Below are 18,088 nucleotides of genomic sequence, written 5' to 3'. Positions count from 1 at the left end.
GACACACACCAGTGCTGGCTACGATCTCTGTCCCGCGCACACGAACCCTAACAAAGCAAAAGGCGGCTGGCCCTACCGGGCCAACCGCCTTTTCTTTTTCAAAATGTCAGCGTCGCTGCGGATCTAAAGCCGTACACCTCATGTTTGCTGCGCGACAGCGCAGCCCGGAAGGGCTGGGTGATCTCCCACAGGTGATGTGCAACCCTCAAGGGCAGCACTTTCCCTGTGGGAGCGGGCAAGCTCGCGAATGGGCCATAACAGTCAAACCCTTCTATCAATACACCTTTCCGCCATCAGCAGAATAATCTGTTCTACTGTACTGGTGTTTTCAGATCTTCCCGACTGAAAAATCCCCTTCTTCGAATCAAAGTGCACCAAAGAAGTGCAGACCAGTACAGTTACGCCTATTTCGAGTGCAACAGTAGGGTTACACAGTTAACTGAGCCATCGTCTTTCAACTGAACTGTATCTACTGTTATGGACGACAGAGGAGGATCATTGGCATCAGTTAAATCACTACCTAATGCCGCCATAAGCGGAAGGATGAAGCATCATGGAACGTACCCTCAGTTCCGGTCTGGTTTTTGAAAGCAACGCCCAGCAATCCAACACCTCGCTGCCGCTGCGCGCATTGTCGACCCTGCTGCTGTGGCAGCGCCGTATGACCAGCCGTCGTCAACTGGCTCGCCTGGACTCCCGCCTGCTGGCAGATGCCGGTATCAGCGAGTCGCAGCGTTACGAAGAGCTGAGCAAGCCTTTCTGGCGCTAAGCTCCCGGCTTGCCGGCTTTGACCGGCACCGTGAATTCCCCAAACCCGTTGCAGGTGACTGCAGCGGGTTTTTTATTGCCCGAGAGACGCGCTGTAGAGCACTTGAGATCACGACCAGTACAGTTTTATAGGAACAAAAAAACACCTTAACAGTTGCCTGGCGCAGCACTCGTTATCATCGCTACGTAGCACTGCGTGATACGCTTGGCATAACCGTCTGCTAGAACCCCGTTGTTGAAACGTACCGTGACGATCCCTGCAAACGTCCGATAAAGCAGAACCAACCTGACCCTACCCCAGGAGTCCACGATCATGTCCCGTAAACACCTGCTTGGCGCCGCCCTGCTGCTTGGCCTGACTGGCACTGCCAACGCCACCAGCTTCGTTGTCACCACCGATACGGTAGTACGCGCCGTTGCCGCCTCCACCGACGCCACTTCCGATCTGAGCTCTTCGTTCCGCGACGACAAGATCGTCCAGGCAGCCCGCGATGACGCAGCCACCTTCGTCGGCACTCAGGGCGCTATCCGCGGCGCCCGACTGGAAAGCGCCTTTGTACACATCCGTTCGAACATGCCTGCCCTGCAAGCCAGCGATGCACAACTGGCCCAGGCCATCCTGGCACTCTGATACACGCCATGCAAAACAGGTGCGTTGGCTTCGACCCTCGCACCTGAGGTAGGCTTCGCCGTTCACTTTTCCAGCCTTCAAGAAAGCTCATGCGTTATCTGTTGCCGTTGCTGTTCGCCGCCGCAGGCATGGCCAGCGCCCATGCCATGGATACGACCACACAAAGCCTGGTCATCACCGGCTATGTCACCAGCCAGGTTACAGCCGCACCATTCGATCGCAAATTGGTCACACAGGCCCGCGACGATGCCGCCGCATTCGTTGCCAGCGACGGGCTGATCCGTGGTGCACGCCTGGAAGCCGCCCTTGAATCATTACGCCACAATTGCGCACGGCACGCCGTCGGCGATCTGGAACTGGCGCAGGCAATTCTCGTCCAATAACTACATCTGACTCCCTGTATTTTTCGGAGATGCTCCATGCGTAAACCGCTGATTGCCGCTTCCCTCGGCATGCTGCTGCTGGCCGACCTGGCCCAGGCACAGACCCTGGTGGCCACCAGCAACATCATCGTGCGTGCCTTTGGCCGTTCGATCGACTTCACCTCAGACACCACCACATCGATCCGCGACTCCAAAGTGGTGCGCGAAGCCCACGACGACGCTGCAAGCTTTGTCGCCAGCAACGGTGACATCCGCGGCGTCCAACTCGAGGCAGCCTTCAATACCCTGCGCGAGCGCGTACCGGAAGCGCGAGGCGCCAGCGACCAGGTGCTGGCTGAAGCCATACTCGCACTGTGACGCGCGTGCGCGCCTGGCTGCTCGGCTGCGCCCTGACGCTGCTCGGCACGCCCGCCTTGGCCGACCTGCAGCTTGAGCTGCAGTCGTCCGGCCTGGACCCGCAACAAGCACAAGCTTCCCAAGCCCTGCTCAACGAGGCCATGGGCAAGCTGCCACCGCGCTTCAAGCAACAGCTGGACCGTCGCGTGCGGGTCAGCTGGAGCGACAACATGCCTGCCGACGCCTATGGGCAGGCTTCACTGATATCCACCCTCGAGCTCAACCGCCGCTTGCTGCCCAGCCTCACCGATGGCAGCGCCGCCACTGAGCGCACCGACCGCCCACATGGCACGGTGCGTGAAGAGCTGCTGGCCACCGTGCTGCACGAGCTCACCCATCTCTACGACCGTGCCCGCTTGTGGCCCAGCGTCGAGAATTCGCTGATTGCACGCTGCAAGCGCCAGCAAGGCACGCTGGGCAAGGTCGGCCTGCCGGAAGAATGCCGCGGGCAGGCAGAGCGCCGCTTCACCCTGAGCGACGACCCACGCCTGCTCGACCTGGCCGGGTGGCAGCAGTACGTGGGCCGACGCGGCGAGCGCGAGCAGCACAATGGCCAATTCGTGCGCAGCCCCGACAGCTATGAGTTGAGCAGCCCCAAGGAATACATCGCGGTCAACATGGAGTATTTCCTCCTCGACCCGAGCTACAGCTGCCGTCGCCCGGCGCTGTATCAGTACCTCCGCGAACACTTCGGCTGGGCACCCCAACAGGACACCTGTGCCAAAGGCCTGCCATTCATCAATGCCGGCAGCGACTTCGCCCGCCAACCACTAGGTGAAATCGACCCAGAGCGGGTCTACGAAGTGGACTATCTGCTGGCTGAAGCCAATCAGAACCTGGTCAGCCGCTGGGGGCACAGCATGCTGCGCCTGGTGATCTGCAAGCCGGGCCGACCACGCGGCCCAGACTGCCGCCTGGACCTTGATCAAAGCCTGGTGCTTTCGTACCGCGCCTTCGTCAACGACGTGCAACTCTCCAGCTGGGACGGCCTGGTCGGCAACTACCCGTCGCGGCTATTCGTGCTTCCGCTGGGCCAGGTGATCGACGAATACACCAAGACCGAGCTGCGCAGCCTGGCCTCGGTGCCCTTGAAACTCAACCGCGACGAGATCGAGAGCCTGGTGCGCCAGGCCGCCGAGATGCACTGGAGCTATGACGGCAACTACTGGTTCCTGTCCAACAACTGTGCCGTGGAGTCATTGAAGCTGCTGCGCAGCGGCACCGCCAATGCGCGCCTCAACGACCTGGACAGCATCATGCCCAACGGTTTGCTGGCCGTGCTCAAGGGCAGGGGGCTGGCAGATACCAGCGTGCTTGATAACCCGCGCGAAGCGTTACGCCTGGGCTACCGCTTCGATTCTTACCGCGACCGGTACCAGGCCATGTTCGAGGTGCTGAGAAAACAGTTGCCAATCAAGCAAGCTCTGGTTGAAGACTGGCTGGCCCTCAATGCCGAGCAGCGCCGTAGCTGGTTCGCCAAGGCTGACCTGCGCACCAGCGCGGCACTGCTTCTGCTTGAGCAGGCCAGCCTGCGCCGGCAGCTTCTGCTGGCCCAGGACGAGGTCAAGCAGCGTTACCTGAACGCCGCAGCCTTGAAGGATGGCAGCATCAACAAAGCCGATGCCACGCTCAAGCAAATGCTTGCCAACAGCGGTTTTCTCAGCCGCCCGGCAGAGTTGCTCGATTCCAAAGGCTACGGGCTGCCGCAGCCAGAAGAGCGCAAGCACCTGGAGCAGGTGAGCAGCGAGCGGCAGGCACAGCTGTTGCGCTTGAGCACCAGCCTGGACAAAGAGGTGAGGGCGCTGCTGGAGCCGTCGCGAGCCAAGGAAATTGCAGCGATCGAGGCCAACGTGAAGCAAATCGGTGAACATTTGCGGGCGTTGCACAAGGCTGCTGGTGGCCTGCAGTTGTGATGGATGACGGGCTGGCCCTTTCGCGGGCAAGCCCGCGCCGCGCCTACAGGCGCTCCTCATCTTCCGAGGGCAAATCCTCGTCCAGATGCAACCAGGGCAACCGGCTGCCCACCCAGATATGCCGGTTGGCTCGCACCCACTCAGGGTGATCCAGCGTGGCCACCGTCACATCGATCGTCTGCGGGCTATGCGTGGTCACCAGCGCCACATGCGCCCCACACTGCCCACAGAAGTAGCGGCTGCAACTGGCAGGCGCCACATAGCAGTTCGGCTCGCCCGTTAACCACTGGAACCCAGAACGGGGTAGGGTAAGCCAGGTGACCACCAGTCCACCGCTGACCCGCCTGCAGATCGAACAATGACAGTGGGCAATGTCCGTCAAGTTGCCCTCCAGCCGATAACGCAGGGCGCCACAATGGCAGCCACCTTCGGTTACATCCTGCATCACCTACCTCTCGTCACCTTTGCCTCAGCGAAAGCTGGCTGAAAGCTTGCCCTTTTAGGATAGCGCCCACTACCGGCACAAGACCGGTCAGCCAGGGCCCCCGGTCAATACCGCGCCCGGCCCAATCAACAACAACAATGGTGATTCTGATGTATTCCTGTGCCCGCCTTTTCGTAGTCCCCCTCCGCATGCTCCCCGCACAGCGCCCTACGCGCTGATACGCCCGAATCGACTGCCCTTTCGCCGCGCCCCGCCTGGAGTATTGCCATGCTGACCTTCCTCGGCTTTGCCATGGTCATCACGTTCATGTACCTGATCATGACCAAGCGCCTTTCGGCCTTGATCGCGCTTATTCTGGTACCGATCCTGTTCGCCCTGTTCGGTGGTTTTTCCGCCAAGATCGGCCCCATGATGCTAGAGGGCATCAGCAAGCTCGCACCTACCGGCGTGATGCTGATGTTCGCCATCCTCTATTTCGCCCTGATGATCGATTCCGGCCTGTTCGACCCGGCCGTTCGCAAGATCCTCAAGCTGGTCAAGGGCGATCCGCTGAAAGTCTCGGTCGGTACCGCTGTACTGGCCCTGGTGGTCTCGCTCGACGGTGACGGAGCCACCACCTACATGATCTGCTGCGCCGCCATGCTGCCGATGTACAGCCGCCTGGGCATGAGCCCGCGGATCATGGCCGGCCTGATCATCCTCGCCGGCGGCGTGATGAACATGACCCCCTGGGGTGGGCCGACCGCGCGTGCTGCCAGCGCCCTGCACGTAGACCCGTCAGACATCTTCGTGCCGATGATCCCGGCCATGCTGTTCGGTGTGTTGGCGATCCTGGCCATTGCCTACATGTATGGCAAGCGTGAACGCGCCCGCCTGGGCGAACTGCATCTGCCTACCGACGACATCGACCACAGCGAAATCACCGTCTCGCAGTACCCGGACGCACGCCGGCCCAAGCTGCTGTACTTCAACGGTGCCCTGACCGCCACCCTGATGGTCGCGCTGATCGCCGGCGTGCTGCCGCTGCCAGTGCTGTTCATGATTGCCTTCAGTATCGCCATGATCGTCAACTACCCGTGCCTGCAACAGCAGAAGGACCGCATCGCCGCCCACGCCGGCAGTGTACTGGCCGTGACCGGGCTGATCTTCGCCGCCGGCATCTTCACCGGCATCCTGTCCGGCACCGGCATGGTCGACGCCATGTCCAAGAGCCTGCTGGCGGTCATCCCCGAGGCACTGGGCCCATACCTGGCCGTCATCACCGCGATCGTGAGCATGCCGTTCACCTTCTTCATGTCCAACGACGCGTTCTACTACGGCGTGCTGCCGGTGCTGGCCGAGGCCGCCAGCCACTATGGCATCACCCCGGTGGAAATGGCCCGTGCGTCGATCGTCGGGCAGCCGGTACACCTGCTCAGCCCGCTGGTACCCTCCACCTACCTGCTGGTGGCCCTGGCCGGTATCGAGTTCGGCGATCATCAGCGCTTCACGCTCAAGTGGGCAGTGCTGGTATGCCTGTGCATAATGCTCGGCGCACTGCTGATGGGGATTTTCCCGCTGTTCAGTAGTCTTTAATACATCCGTATCACGTACGCGACGCGCCCTGACCGGGGCGCGTTGCCATTACCGCTCGAAGGAAAATACATGGAATGGCTGACCAGCCCGGAAATCTGGGTTGCCTTTTTCACCCTTACCGCGCTTGAGATCGTCCTCGGTATCGACAACATCATCATGATCTCGATTCTGGTCAGCCGCATGCCCAAGCACATGCAGCCACGCACCCGGATCTTCGGCCTGGCCCTGGCCATGGTCACCCGTATCATGCTGCTGCTGTCGATTACCTGGGTGATGCGCCTTACCGCCGACCTGTTCGTGGTATTTGGCCAAGGCATCTCCGGGCGTGACCTGATCCTGTTCTTCGGTGGCCTGTTCCTGCTATGGAAGAGCTCGCAAGAGATCTACCACGGCCTGGAAGGCGAGGACGAGAATGCAGAGGAGCCCAAAGGCGCAGGTGGCAAGTTCTTCTACACCATCATCCAGATCGCCATCATCGACATCGTGTTCTCGCTGGACTCGGTGATCACCGCTGTGGGCATGGTTTCCCACGTACCGGTGATGATCGCCGCCATCGTCGTGGCCGTGCTGGTGATGATGCTGTGCGCCGGCGCCATCAGCAATTTCATCGACAAGCACCCGTCGCTGAAGATGCTCGCGCTGTCGTTCCTGATCGTGGTCGGTACTGTACTGATCGCTGAAGCGTTCGATGTGCATGTACCGAAGGGCTATGTCTACTTCGCCATGGCCTTCTCGCTGGGGGTGGAAGCCATCAACATACGCATGCGCACCGCCATGGCCCGCAAGGAAGGCAAAGATCATGAACCGGTGAAACTGCGCAAGGACATTCCGGGTCAATAAGGCCAAGGAAAGTGCTGCACAACAAGGGCCCTTCGCAGGGCCCTTTTTCATGCGTTTTTTCTGTGCGTTTTTTCCTGCGCGTTGTCACTGTGGAGGCTTGCCCGCGAAGCAGCCCCGACAGGCCGTCATTCGTTTCAAGATCTGTTTCAAATAAATGACTGCCATGCGAAGCTGGCGACAGCTTGGCAAAACAGCTAAAGCTTTGAGTGAGCACCGAAAATTCTTCAAACGCTCACGTTTCTTTTCTTGGCCCGATGGGCCTATGCAACAGGGGGCCTTCGCCATGCTGACCCTGCTCAACCTGCTCTCGGCCGTGACGCTTCTGGTCTGGGGTACCCACATTGTGCGTACCGGCATCCTTCGGGTATTCGGCTCGAACCTGCGACGCATCATCAGCCAGAACATGGACAAGCGCCCGCTGGCATTCATCGCCGGTATTCTGGTCACGGCCATGGTTCAAAGCAGTAACGCCACGGCCATGCTGGTCACCTCTTTCGTCGGCCAAGGTCTGATGGCCATGACCCCGGCCTTGGCAATCATGCTGGGTGCCGACGTGGGCACCGCACTGATGGCCCGGGTACTGACCTTCGACCTGTCCTGGCTGTCGCCGCTGCTGATCTTCCTTGGCGTGATCTTCTTCCTTTCGCGCAAGCAGACACGGGCCGGCCAACTGGGCCGAGTAGGCATCGGGCTTGGCCTGATCATCCTGGCACTTGAGCTTATCGTGCAGGCAGCTGCGCCGATCACCCATGCCCAGGGCGTGAAAGTGCTGTTTGCCTCACTGACCGGCGACATCATGCTCGACGCTCTGGTCGGGGCAATGTTCGCCATGATTTCCTATTCCAGCCTGGCCGCCGTTCTGCTCACAGCGACACTGGCCGGCGCCGAACTGATCAGCTTGCCGGTAGCCATCGGGCTGGTGGTCGGCGCCAACATCGGCAGCGGGCTGCTAGCCTTCATCAGTACCAGCATGCAGAACGCCGCCGGGCGTCGGGTGGCCTTGGGCAGCCTGCTGTACAAGCTGATCGGCCTGGTGCTGATCATCCCTGTGCTGCACCCGCTGGTGGCATGGATGGACTCGCTGAGTTTCAGCCCTCAGGAGCTGGTCATTGGCTTTCACCTGCTCTACAACACGCTGCGCTGTCTGATCATGCTGCCCACGGTCAAACCGATGGGTCGACTGTGCAACGCCCTGCTGCCTGAACGGGAAATCGGCAATGGTCAGGTGCGCCCCCGTCACCTTGACGCCTCGGCCCTGGAAACGCCCAGCCTGGCCCTGGCCAACGCCGCCCGCGAGACTTTGCGCCTGGGGGATATCGTCGACAGCCTGCTCGAAGCCATGCTTGGAGCCCTGCGTGGCACCCAGACCGCCTTGCCACAGCAAGTTCGCGCCTTGGGCGAAGACGCCGAAGCCCTGTACAGTGCGATCAAGCTGTACCTGGCGCAGATGTCACGGGAAGACCTCAGCGAACAGGACAACCGCCGCTGGGCCGAAATCATCGAGCTGGCAATTAACCTCAAACTCGCCTGTGACCTGATCGAACGCATGCTGCGCAAGGTCCAGCAGCAGAAAACCAGCCAGCGTCGGGAATTTTCCCAGGTAGGCCTGGAAGAGCTGACCGGCCTGCAGGAGCAATTGCTGGCCAATCTGCGCCTGGGCCTGTCGGTGTTCCTCAGTGCCGACCCGGAAAGCGCCCGCTTGCTGCTGCGGGAAAAACGCCGGTTCCGTGCCCAGGAACGGCGCCTCGCACACGCCCATGTCAGCCGCCTGCAGCGCAAGGTCGTGCAAAGTATCGAGACCAGTTCGCTACACTTGGAACTGATCGCCGACATGAAGCGGTTGAACTCTTTGTTCTGTAGCAGTGCCTATGTGGTACTGGGCGGCTCGGACACCGGAGGGCTGATGCTCGACAGTGTGCCCGATGAAGCCCGCCAGCCGTGATTTCTCCTAGCTGAGGACCCTCGCTCGCCCATGCGTTGCCTGATGTTCGTTTGCCTGCTGATCTGCAGCCTGCCCTCGTTCGCCCTCGACCGCTCGCGGGTTGAAGGCTACCTGTTGCCTAATGGTCTGCAGGTCATCCTGAAAAACGGCTACGAACGGGACCATGTGGCGATTCGTCTAGTGGTCGGCGTGGGCCTGGATGATTTCGACTGCGAGCAGAAAGAGCTGCCACACCTGCTTGAGCACCTGTTGTTCAGTGGCATCGACGAAACAGGCGAAGGCGGGCTGGAAGAGCGCCTGCAAGCGCTCGGCGGCGAGTGGAACGCCTATACCAGCAGTGCCGACACCACCTTTGTCATCGAGGCCCCGGCGCGCAACCAGCGCAAGGTCCTCGACCTGCTGTTGGCAGTCATCCGCGATACCACCATCGACGCCAAGGCCTTGACCACCGCCAAGCGCATCATAGAGCGCGAGGATGGCGGCCACTATGGCCACCTGCAGCGCTGGCTCGACCGCCAGGATATCGGCCACCCCGCCAACGACCAGCTGGCCACCGAGCTGGGTCTGAAATGCCCGGAGCGCTCCAACCTCGACGACATGACCTTGGAGCAAGTTCAGGCGTTGCGTGACCGCTGGTACGCGGCCAACAACATGACCCTGATCATGGTCGGAGGCCTCGATCGCCTGCTTCCGGCTTATCTGGAGCGGTCGTTCGGCGAACTGCCCGCCACTGAACCCGAAGAGCGCCGCAACCTTGAAAGCATCAGCCAACAGGCCGAACAGCGTCGCAACCTGACCCGCGGCTGGCTGGGTGATAGCGTCAAATTGCACTGGCTGTTCATCGAGCCGGTGCTGGACAACGACCATCAAGCCACCCTCGACCTGCTTTCGCGCTACCTGGACTGGGCGCTGTACGACCAGCTACGTCTGCGCAACGGGCTGTCCTACGGCCCCTCCGTGCAACGTGAAAGCTTTGGCGACACCGGCCTGCTCAGCCTCAATGCGGACCTTGAGCGCGATGACATCGACAAGGCTGTCAAGGTGATGCAGGCCCTGTTCGACCACCTGCGCAAGGAAGGCCTGGACCCGGACACCTTCGCCCGCATCAAGGAAGCCAGCATCGCCAAGGAAAGCTGGAGCACCCAAGGCAACAGCGCCTTGGCCGACTACTACTGGGGGGCGCTGAACGACTATACCGACGGGCGCTTTGCCAGCCCGGTGCGCAAGCTGCGCCAAGTCAGCCTGGAACAGGCCAACGAGGCACTGAAGGATCTGCTCAAGGAAGATGGCTATGTGCGCATCGAAAAGCCGTTGCTAGGCTATGACGAGCTTTACGGGCTGATGGCCTTGCTTGCGGGGCTGTGCCTGGCGGCGGGGCTGTTGCGCTGGCGGCGGCATGGGCCTGAACGGCCCAGTGGTGCTACACGGCAGCGGTAAATCGGCGGTATCCTTTTGCCAGTACCGACCCTTTCGCAGGCTTGCCCGCGAAGAGGCTGGCACAGCCACCTCACTTTTCTGTTGTAGCCCCCAATGCCCCAAATCCCCCATATCGTCCAGCGCGTCATCGAACTCCTCAAGCGCTACCCCGGCATCATTGCGCTCGGCGGTTTCCTCTCCGGTATCGGCAGCTTCATCCTGGTCGACCGCCAGGCTGGCCTGGCCAGCTGGGTCGCCGTGCTCATGCTGGTCAGCTGGGTCTGGCTGATGCTGGAGAACACCCTCACCGGGCTGTTCGCGCGCACGTTCAACCGCGAGATCCCTCAGCCGCTGCTGCGCTATGCAACGCAGATGATCCACCAGGAAACGCTGTTCTTCGTGCTGCCGTTCTTTTTCATCACCACCACCTGGAACAGCGGTCAGCTGGTCTTCACCGGCTTGCTCGGCGCCGCCGGCCTGGTTTCGATCACCGACCCGCTGTACTACAAGTGGCTGGCACCACGGCGCTGGCTGTTCCTGGCGCTGCATACCCTGACGTTGTTTGCCGCTCTGCTGACCGCGCTACCGATCATCCTGCACCTGACCACGGCACAAAGCTTCAAGCTGGCCCTGATCGCAGCCATGGCCCTGTCATTCCCCAGCCTGGCCAGCAGCTTCCCGATCAACAACTGGCGCCGCGCCGTGGCTCTGGTGCTGGTTACCCTGTCGGTCGGTGCCGGTGGCTGGCTGCTGCGCTCCTGGGTACCGCCGGCAACCCTGTGGATGACCGAGGTGGCGGTGAGTACCGAAGTCATGAACCGCCAACCGGGCGACTCGCTGGACGAAATTGCCGCCAGCCGCATTCGCAGCAGTGGCCTGTATGCCTACACCGCCATCAACGCGCCACGCGGCCTGAACGAGCGGATCTACCACGTGTGGCAGAAGGACGGCCAAGAGGTCGACCGCATTGCCCTGGACATCCACGGCGGGCGCAAGGAAGGCTATCGGGCCTGGACCCACAAGCAGAACTTCCCACCCAACCCGGTAGGCAAGTGGCAGGTGAGGGTGCTGACCGAGGATGGGCAAGTGATTGGCGTGCTGCGCTTCAAGGTGGTCAATGATGCACCCGCGGGTAGTTGACCCCCTGCCTTGCGCATGAGCAGCCTTGTGCTGCGAAAGGGCCGGTACAGCACACCACTTCCGTGGGCGTTTACGAGCTCTTCGCAGCACAAGCCTGCGCCAAGGCACTGCTACCAAGCGCACACACAGCACATAATCACCAAACAGCCCATGCCCCCTGCGCTATGATCAGCCCCTAAGCCTTAGCGCCGAGTCAATTGCATGGAGCCTATGACCACCCCTAGCGCCACCCTGGACACCAGCTGCCAACCGGCCTGCCTGCGTATTACCGGTGACTGGACCCTGGCACACTACGCCAACCTCAAGCGCGAGAGCGAGCGCCTGCGCACGCAGTGCGCTGCCAACACGATCGCCGACCTCAGCCAGCTGGGCCGCCTGGACACCGCCGGTGCTTCGCTGCTGGCCGAACTGCTAGGCTCCGAGCGCCTGTCGCGCTGCACCCACGTGCTGCCTGAAGCCAGCCAGGCGCTGCTGAAGAATGTCTACTGTTCAGTCCAGGATTACTGCATCCCGGTCAAGGAGCCCGAGCGCAATGTGCTGTTGCTGCTGCTGGAGCGTATCGGCCGCGCCGTCGGCACGCTGTGGCAGGACAGCATGCAACTGCTTGGTTTCGTCGGTGTGATTCTGGAAACCTTGCTGCGCCGCGCCTTCCAGCCACATCGCTGGCGCTTCACTCCTGTGGTGGCACATATTGAGCAGACCGGGCTGGACGCCGCGCCCATCGTTGCGTTGCTGACCTTTCTGGTGGGCGCCGTAGTCGCTTTTCTCGGCGCCACGGTGCTGGCCGACTTCGGCGCGACCATTTTCACCGTCGACCTGGTTGCGTTCTCGTTCCTGCGCGAGTTCGCCGTGCTGCTGACCGCCATTCTCATGGCCGGCCGCACTGCCAGCGCGTTCACCGCGCAGATCGGCTCGATGAAGGCCAACGAAGAAATTGACGCCATCCGCACGCTGGGCCTCAACCCCATGGAACTGCTGGTGGTGCCGCGGGTACTGGCCCTGCTGATTTCGCTACCGTTGCTCACCTTTGTCGCGATGATCTGCGGCATCGTTGGCGGTGCGGTGGTATGCGCCCTGACGCTGGATATTTCGCCGGCCATGTTCCTGTCGCTGCTGCAAAGCGACATTGGCGTGCAGCACTTCCTGGTAGGCCTGGCCAAGGCACCGTTCTTCGCCTTCCTGATCGCCGCCATCGGCTGCCTGGAAGGCTTCAAGGTCAGCGGCAGCGCCGAGTCGGTGGGGGCACACACCACCTCGGCAGTGGTGCAGTCGATTTTTGTGGTCATCGTGCTGGATGCGGTGGCAGCGCTGTTCTTCATGGAGATGGGCTGGTGAGTGGCCAGGATTGCGTAATCGAAGCCCGCGGCATCTGCAACCGCTTCGGCCGCCAGGTGGTACATGAAAACCTTGACCTTGACCTGTACCGCGGCGAAATCCTCGCCGTGGTAGGCGGCTCAGGCAGCGGCAAGTCGGTGCTTCTGCGCAGCATCATTGGCCTGCGCCGGCCCAATGAAGGGCAGATCAAGGTGTTCGGCCAGGACCTGACCGGCCTGCGCGAAGAACAGCGTTCACTGGTCGAGCGGCGCTTTGGCGTGCTGTTCCAGAAGGGGGCGCTGTTCTCTTCGCTGACGGTGACCGAAAACGTGGCCTTGCCGCTGATCGAGCACGCCGGGCTGTCGCGCAATGATGCCGAGCACTTGGCCGGGGTGAAATTGGCCCTTGCCGGGTTGCCGATCTCGGCTGCCGACAAGTACCCGGCCTCGTTGTCGGGGGGCATGATCAAGCGCGCAGCGCTGGCCCGCGCCCTGGCCCTGGACCCGGACATCCTGTTCCTCGACGAACCCACGGCTGGCCTGGACCCGATCGGTGCCGCGGCATTTGACCAGTTGATCCTTACCCTGCGCGATGCTCTGGGGCTGTCGGTGTTCCTGATCACCCACGACCTCGACACCCTGTACACCATCACCGACCGCATCGCGGTGCTGTCGCAAAAGAAAGTCCTGGTGGCCGGCCCGCTGGCCGAGGTCGAGAAGACCAACGACACCTGGATCCAAGAATACTTTCACGGCCCTCGCGGGCGCGCCGCCGAACAGGCTGCCACCCGTGCCGGGCAGGAGCGCTGAGCAATGGAAACCCGAGCCCATCACGTCCTCATTGGCCTGGTCACCGTTCTGGTGGTGGCCGGGGCCATGCTGTTCGGCCTGTGGCTGGCCAAGTCCAGTGTCGACGACGCCTTCAAGGATTACGAAGTAGTGTTCAACGAAGCCGTGTCTGGCCTTTCCCGAGGCAGCACGGTGCAGTACAACGGCATCAAGGTGGGCGACGTGTCGACCCTGCGTCTGGACCCGAAAGACCCGCGCCGGGTATTGGCACGGGTGCGCCTGAGCGCCGATACCCCGGTGAAGGAAGACACCCAGGCCAAGCTGACCCTGGCCGGCGTCACCGGCAACTCATTCATCCAGCTCAGTGGCGGCACGCCGCAAAGCCCCGAGCTTAAAGGCAAGGATGGCAAGCTGCCGGTGATCATCGCTTCGCCATCGCCAATCTCGCGCCTGCTCAACGACAGCAGCGACCTGGTGACCAACATCAACATGCTGCTCCATAACGCCAACCAGATGTTCTCTGAGGACAACATAGGCCACCTCAGCAACACGCTGGCCAACCTCGACAAGACCACCGGCGCCTTTGCCGGCCAGCACGGCAGCATCGCCGAGGCCATCGAACAGCTGGTAAAGGTGGGTAATCAGGCCAGCGCCACCCTGGCCGAAACCCAGGCGCTGATGCGCAATGCCAACGGCCTGCTGGGTAGCGAAGGCAAACAGGCGATCGGTAGCGCCGAACAGGCCATGCAGTCACTGGCCCAAAGCACGGCAACCATCAATAACCTGCTCAAGAACAACAGCGAGGCTATCGGTGACGGCGCCCAGAGCCTGAACCAGCTCGCCCCGGCCATTCGTGAACTGCGCGAAACCCTTAACGCGCTCAAAGGCATTTCCCGGCAACTGGAGGCCGACCCGAGCGGCTACCTGCTTGGCCGCGACAACAACAAGGAGTTCCAGCCATGAATCTGTCGCTGCGCCTGCTGACCCTGACGGCCTCGATGAGTCTGGTCAGTGCCTGCTCGATCCTGCCGAAGAGCGAACCTGTGGACCTTTATCGCCTGCCAGTAAACCAGCCCAGCCGCACAGCGCCGCCGCTGGAGTGGTCATTGCGCCTGAACAAGCCGCTGGCCAGTGAAGTGTTGGCCGGGCCGCGCATTGCCGTCATTCCCCAAGGCGATGTGATAAGCAGTTACAAGGGCGCACGCTGGAGCGATGCGGCTCCGGTGCTGCTGCGCAACCGCCTGCTTGATGGATTCCAGCGTGACGGCCAGGTGCAGCGCCTGAGCGCTGACGACAGTAACCTGCAAGCCGACTACGAGCTGGCTGGCGAGCTGCAGGCGTTTCAGAGTGAGTACCGCCCGGGCGGGGCGGTGGAGGTGGTGATCCGCTACGATGCGCGTCTGGTTAAGGGGCGCGACCAGCGCATCCAGGCCAGCAAGCGCTTCGAGATTCGCCAGCCGCTTGCCGACAAGCAAGTGTCAGCGGTAGTCGCCGGCTTTGGTCTGGCCAGCGACCAGCTGGTGGGGCAGGTGGTGAGCTGGACCATTGCTCAGGCCAACCAGGCACAGCTGAAGGTTCAGGCGAAGAACCAGTAGCAGACGAAGATCGCCGCGACCACCCCTGAAAACTCGGCCAGCAGTGCGCAACCGACCGCATGGCGCACGCGCTGGATGCCCACGGCACCAAAGTACACGGCCAGTACGTAGAAGGTGGTTTCGGTGCTGCCCTGAATCGTCGCCGCCACCAAGGCAGGGAAACTGTCCACGCCTTGCGTCTGCATGGTCTCGATCAGCATTGCCCGCGCTGCGCTGCCAGAGAACGGCTTGACCAGCGCGGTGGGCAAGCCCTCGACGAAGCGCGTGTCCAGGCCCATCCAGTTCACCGCATGGCGGATACCGTCCAGGGCCAGCTCCAGGGCACCAGAGGCGCGCAGCACACCCACCGCCACCAGCATCGCCACCAGGTAGGGCAGCAGGCTCTTGGCCACATCGAAGCCTTCCGTGGCGCCTTCGACAAAGGCTTCATACACCTTCACCCGTTTCAGGGCGCCCACCACCAGGAACAGCATGATCACGCCAAACAGCGTGAGGTTGCCCATGAGCGACGACAGGCTGGCCAGCGCGGCGGCCGACAGGGTGCCAAGAAAAGCCATGAAGCCTCCCAGCAGCAAAGCGCCGGGGATGAAGTAGGCAAGCACCACCGGGTCCCACAGACGCAAACGCTGCATCACTGCCACCGACAGCAGACCTACCAGGGTCGAGACGCTGGTCGCTAGCAGGATTGGCAGAAACACCATGGTCGGGTCTGGTGCGCCTTGCTGCGCCCGGTACATGAAGACGGTTACCGGCAGCAGGGTCAGCGACGAGGCGTTGAGCACCAGGAACAGGATCTGCGCGTTGCTCGCGGTGGTGCTGCCAGGGTTCAGCTCCTGCAGCGCGCGCATGGCCTTCAGGCCAATCGGCGTAGCGGCGTTGTCGAGTCCCAGGCCGTTGGCGGCGAAGTTCATGGTAATCAGGCCCAGGGCCGGATGGCCGGGCGGCACCTCCGGCATCAGGCGGGCGAACAACGGGCCCAGCACCCTGGCCAACCATTCGACGATGCCGGCCTTTTCGGCGATCTTGAGAAAGCCCAGCCACAGGGTCAGTGTGCCGAACAGCAGCACCATCACCTCGACCGACAGCTTGGCCATGGCGAAGATGCTTTCGACCATTGCCGCGAAGATGCCTGCGTTGCCACCCACCAGCCATTGGGCCATGGCGGACACCGCCGCCACCAGGAAAAAGCCGAGCCAAAGGCCGTTGAGCATCCGTATGTTCCCCCTGAAAAGTGCCCGAATAATAGCGTATCGCAGCCTGTGACTGGCGATCGCGAGCCTTTGTAGGCGCGGCTCAAGATCTCGCAGATAACAAAAAGCCCCGACAAGTCGGGGCTCTTGGTCAAACAGCCATCAGGCTCAGCGCTTGGCGGTTTCTCCAACCACTGCAGCTTCCTGCTTCTCGGCCAGCAGCGAGGCGTAGTACTGCTCGCCCTTGACCGCGTCGTACATGCCTTCCCAGCGAGCAATGACCAATGCAGCCAAGGCGTTGCCCACAACGTTCAGCGCAGTTCGGGCCATGTCCATGATGCGGTCCACGCCCGCGATGAAGGCCAGGCCTTCCAGCGGAATGCCCACGCTGCCCAAGGTGGCCAGCAGTACCACGAACGATACGCCCGGCACACCCGCGATACCTTTGGAAGTGACCATCAGGGTCAGTACCAGCAGCAGCTGCTGGCTCCACGACAGGTCGATACCGTACAACTGGGCAATGAAGATCGCCGCGATGCTCTGGTACAGGGTCGAACCGTCGAGGTTGAACGAGTAGCCGGTCGGTACCACGAACGAGCAGATCGACTTTGGCGCACCGTACTTCTCCATCTTCTCGATCACCCGCGGCAGCACGGTTTCCGAGCTGGAGGTGGAGTAGGCCAGGATCAGCTCATCTTTCATGATGCGCATGATCTTGATCACCGAGAAGCCGAACAGGCGGGCAACCAGGCCCAGTACCATGAAGGCGAAGAAAGCGATGGCGAAGTACACCAGCAGCACCAGCTTGGCCAGCGGCAGCAGCGAGCTGAAACCGAAGTTGGCCACGGTCACGGCAATCAGGGCGAACACGCCGATCGGGGCATAGTTCATGATCATGTGAGTGACCTTGAACATGGTTTCCGAAACAGCCTGGAAGGTACGAACCAACGGGTCACGCAGTTCTGCCTGCAGGCTCGACAGACCCAGGCCGAACATCACCGAGAAGAAGATGATCGGCAGCATTTCGCCACGCATCAGCGCTGCGAAGATGTTCGACGGAATCAGGTTGAGCAGGGTTTCGATGAACGCGTGCTCATGCTGCACTTCGGCCGCTGTCGCTTGGTACTTGGAGATGTCCACCGTGCCCAGGGTGCTCATGTCGATGCCGGCACCTGGATGGAACAGGTTGGCCAGCACCAGGCCTACGACGATGGCGATCGTGGTCACCACTTCGAAGTAGATGATGGTCTTCAGGCCGATGCTGCCCAGTTTCTTCGCGTCGCCAACACCGGCGATACCCACGATCAGCGACGAAATCACGATCGGGACGACGATCATCTTGATCAGGCGGATGAAGATGTCACCAGCGGGCTGAAGGACGTTGCTGATCCACCATGCCTTTTCTGCACTGAAATGATTCAGTAGCGCGCCGATTGCAACACCCAGGACCAGACCGATGACGATCTGCCAGGCGAGGCTCAGTTTTGCCTTCTTCATGTCTTTACCCTTTGTTTTAGTGGTCATGGCACCTGGCGGAAACACGCGTAACAGCGCCATAGGCAAGGTCACGGGCAGTAAGGGCTCCGTCAGGCGACGTCATGTAAGGACACCGCAGGCGAGCGACCGGGCGCTCTGGCCAGCGAAAAAGGCGGCAACTATTGCGACGGCAAGGGGCGAAAGCTAATGCCTGAAACGCATGACCCATGCCGTTTATGCATACTGTTTTCGACCTAGCCGGCAGCTTCGCAAGTG

At 61.6% G+C, this 18,088-nt stretch carries 17 protein-coding genes; 14 read left to right on the top strand and 3 right to left on the bottom strand.

Annotated elements, in window-relative coordinates; genetic code table 11:
• Positions 1-553 precede the first annotated feature (553 nt).
• The 5 genes from LMH93_RS00865 (at position 554) to LMH93_RS00845 (ending at position 4,091) form a co-directional block, all read left to right on the top strand.
• A complete protein-coding gene (locus LMH93_RS00865; RefSeq protein ID WP_003252924.1) occupies positions 554-769 on the top strand; it encodes a DUF1127 domain-containing protein in 216 nt (71 codons plus the stop codon).
• Between the two features lie 312 nt (positions 770-1,081).
• Complete coding sequence (locus LMH93_RS00860) at positions 1,082-1,399, top strand: DUF2388 domain-containing protein (protein ID WP_185279865.1); 318 nt, start codon at positions 1,082-1,084, stop codon at positions 1,397-1,399.
• Positions 1,400-1,488: 89 nt separating this feature from the next.
• A complete protein-coding gene (locus tag LMH93_RS00855) occupies positions 1,489-1,782 on the top strand; it encodes a DUF2388 domain-containing protein (RefSeq protein ID WP_003252930.1) in 294 nt (97 codons plus the stop codon).
• A gap of 36 nt (positions 1,783-1,818) precedes the next feature.
• Entirely contained in the window at positions 1,819-2,139 is a 321-nt protein-coding gene (locus LMH93_RS00850; protein ID WP_003252932.1) for a DUF2388 domain-containing protein, read from the top strand.
• Entirely contained in the window at positions 2,136-4,091 is a 1,956-nt protein-coding gene (locus LMH93_RS00845; RefSeq protein ID WP_185279864.1) for a DUF7844 domain-containing protein, read from the top strand. The genes LMH93_RS00850 and LMH93_RS00845 overlap by 4 nt, the downstream gene beginning before the upstream one ends.
• Positions 4,092-4,134: 43 nt before the next feature.
• On the opposite strand, the gene LMH93_RS00840 is transcribed toward LMH93_RS00845, so the two are convergent.
• Positions 4,135-4,536 carry a GFA family protein gene (locus LMH93_RS00840; RefSeq protein ID WP_004575247.1) on the bottom strand — a complete coding sequence of 134 codons (402 nt, stop codon included), beginning with the start codon at positions 4,534-4,536 and terminating at the stop codon, positions 4,135-4,137.
• Between the two features lie 267 nt (positions 4,537-4,803).
• Here LMH93_RS00840 and LMH93_RS00835 point away from each other — a divergent pair, with 267 nt between their 5' ends.
• From LMH93_RS00835 to LMH93_RS00795, 9 genes are all read left to right on the top strand, one after another.
• A complete protein-coding gene (locus tag LMH93_RS00835; protein ID WP_003252938.1) occupies positions 4,804-6,111 on the top strand; it encodes a CitMHS family transporter in 1,308 nt (435 codons plus the stop codon).
• 69 nt (positions 6,112-6,180) lie between these two features.
• Positions 6,181-6,951: a TerC family protein gene (locus LMH93_RS00830; RefSeq protein ID WP_003252940.1), complete on the top strand. Its 771-nt coding sequence runs from the start codon at positions 6,181-6,183 to the stop codon at positions 6,949-6,951.
• A gap of 283 nt (positions 6,952-7,234) precedes the next feature.
• Positions 7,235-8,893: a Na/Pi cotransporter family protein gene (locus LMH93_RS00825; RefSeq protein WP_029380487.1), complete on the top strand. Its 1,659-nt coding sequence runs from the start codon at positions 7,235-7,237 to the stop codon at positions 8,891-8,893.
• Positions 8,894-8,923: 30 nt separating this feature from the next.
• The gene (locus LMH93_RS00820) at positions 8,924-10,330 is read left to right on the top strand and encodes a M16 family metallopeptidase (protein ID WP_003252943.1); all 1,407 of its coding nucleotides are present in this window, start codon (positions 8,924-8,926) and stop codon (positions 10,328-10,330) included.
• Positions 10,331-10,423: 93 nt separating this feature from the next.
• Positions 10,424-11,449 (top strand): DUF5924 family protein, encoded by a 1,026-nt coding sequence (locus LMH93_RS00815; RefSeq protein ID WP_003252945.1) that lies wholly within the window; start codon positions 10,424-10,426, stop codon positions 11,447-11,449.
• A gap of 201 nt (positions 11,450-11,650) precedes the next feature.
• Complete coding sequence (locus LMH93_RS00810; protein ID WP_070095336.1) at positions 11,651-12,784, top strand: ABC transporter permease; 1,134 nt, start codon at positions 11,651-11,653, stop codon at positions 12,782-12,784.
• Positions 12,781-13,572: an ABC transporter ATP-binding protein gene (locus LMH93_RS00805; protein ID WP_003252949.1), complete on the top strand. Its 792-nt coding sequence runs from the start codon at positions 12,781-12,783 to the stop codon at positions 13,570-13,572. The genes LMH93_RS00810 and LMH93_RS00805 overlap by 4 nt, the downstream gene beginning before the upstream one ends.
• A 3-nt stretch (positions 13,573-13,575) precedes the next feature.
• Positions 13,576-14,514, top strand: a complete 939-nt coding sequence (locus tag LMH93_RS00800; protein ID WP_003252951.1) for an MlaD family protein — start codon at positions 13,576-13,578, stop codon at positions 14,512-14,514.
• Positions 14,511-15,146 carry an ABC-type transport auxiliary lipoprotein family protein gene (locus tag LMH93_RS00795; RefSeq protein WP_003252953.1) on the top strand — a complete coding sequence of 212 codons (636 nt, stop codon included), beginning with the start codon at positions 14,511-14,513 and terminating at the stop codon, positions 15,144-15,146. The genes LMH93_RS00800 and LMH93_RS00795 overlap by 4 nt, the downstream gene beginning before the upstream one ends.
• On the opposite strand, the gene LMH93_RS00790 is transcribed toward LMH93_RS00795, so the two are convergent.
• Both LMH93_RS00790 and gltP read right to left on the bottom strand, forming a co-directional pair.
• Positions 15,128-16,357: a nucleoside recognition domain-containing protein gene (locus LMH93_RS00790; protein ID WP_003252955.1), complete on the bottom strand. Its 1,230-nt coding sequence runs from the start codon at positions 16,355-16,357 to the stop codon at positions 15,128-15,130. The two genes, LMH93_RS00795 and LMH93_RS00790, sit on opposite strands and share 19 nt — an antisense overlap.
• A gap of 147 nt (positions 16,358-16,504) precedes the next feature.
• Positions 16,505-17,833, bottom strand: a complete 1,329-nt coding sequence (gltP, locus tag LMH93_RS00785) for a glutamate/aspartate:proton symporter GltP (protein WP_011953158.1) — start codon at positions 17,831-17,833, stop codon at positions 16,505-16,507.
• Positions 17,834-18,088 lie beyond the last annotated feature (255 nt).

Origin of the sequence: Pseudomonas sp. CIP-10 (genome assembly GCF_020911845.1) — a bacterium.
Classification (GTDB): Bacteria; Pseudomonadota; Gammaproteobacteria; order Pseudomonadales; family Pseudomonadaceae; genus Aquipseudomonas; species Aquipseudomonas alloputida.
This window is presented reverse-complemented; position numbering and strand designations above follow the sequence as displayed.

What these genes read in the sequence shown, in the direction of transcription:
- LMH93_RS00850 (WP_003252932.1), top strand. Translation starts at nt 1,819, where the DNA reads ATGCGTAAACCGCTGATTGCCGCTTCCCTCGGCATGCTGCTGCTGGCC.
- LMH93_RS00820 (WP_003252943.1), top strand. Translation starts at nt 8,924, where the DNA reads ATGCGTTGCCTGATGTTCGTTTGCCTGCTGATCTGCAGCCTGCCCTCG.
- LMH93_RS00830 (WP_003252940.1), top strand. Translation starts at nt 6,181, where the DNA reads ATGGAATGGCTGACCAGCCCGGAAATCTGGGTTGCCTTTTTCACCCTT.
- LMH93_RS00825 (WP_029380487.1), top strand. Translation starts at nt 7,235, where the DNA reads ATGCTGACCCTGCTCAACCTGCTCTCGGCCGTGACGCTTCTGGTCTGG.
- LMH93_RS00865 (WP_003252924.1), top strand. Translation starts at nt 554, where the DNA reads ATGGAACGTACCCTCAGTTCCGGTCTGGTTTTTGAAAGCAACGCCCAG.
- LMH93_RS00840 (WP_004575247.1), bottom strand. Translation starts at nt 4,536, where the DNA reads ATGCAGGATGTAACCGAAGGTGGCTGCCATTGTGGCGCCCTGCGTTAT.
- LMH93_RS00835 (WP_003252938.1), top strand. Translation starts at nt 4,804, where the DNA reads ATGCTGACCTTCCTCGGCTTTGCCATGGTCATCACGTTCATGTACCTG.
- LMH93_RS00800 (WP_003252951.1), top strand. Translation starts at nt 13,576, where the DNA reads ATGGAAACCCGAGCCCATCACGTCCTCATTGGCCTGGTCACCGTTCTG.
- LMH93_RS00795 (WP_003252953.1), top strand. Translation starts at nt 14,511, where the DNA reads ATGAATCTGTCGCTGCGCCTGCTGACCCTGACGGCCTCGATGAGTCTG.
- LMH93_RS00810 (WP_070095336.1), top strand. Translation starts at nt 11,651, where the DNA reads ATGGAGCCTATGACCACCCCTAGCGCCACCCTGGACACCAGCTGCCAA.
- gltP (WP_011953158.1), bottom strand. Translation starts at nt 17,833, where the DNA reads ATGAAGAAGGCAAAACTGAGCCTCGCCTGGCAGATCGTCATCGGTCTG.
- LMH93_RS00790 (WP_003252955.1), bottom strand. Translation starts at nt 16,357, where the DNA reads ATGCTCAACGGCCTTTGGCTCGGCTTTTTCCTGGTGGCGGCGGTGTCC.
- LMH93_RS00860 (WP_185279865.1), top strand. Translation starts at nt 1,082, where the DNA reads ATGTCCCGTAAACACCTGCTTGGCGCCGCCCTGCTGCTTGGCCTGACT.
- LMH93_RS00815 (WP_003252945.1), top strand. Translation starts at nt 10,424, where the DNA reads ATGCCCCAAATCCCCCATATCGTCCAGCGCGTCATCGAACTCCTCAAG.
- LMH93_RS00855 (WP_003252930.1), top strand. Translation starts at nt 1,489, where the DNA reads ATGCGTTATCTGTTGCCGTTGCTGTTCGCCGCCGCAGGCATGGCCAGC.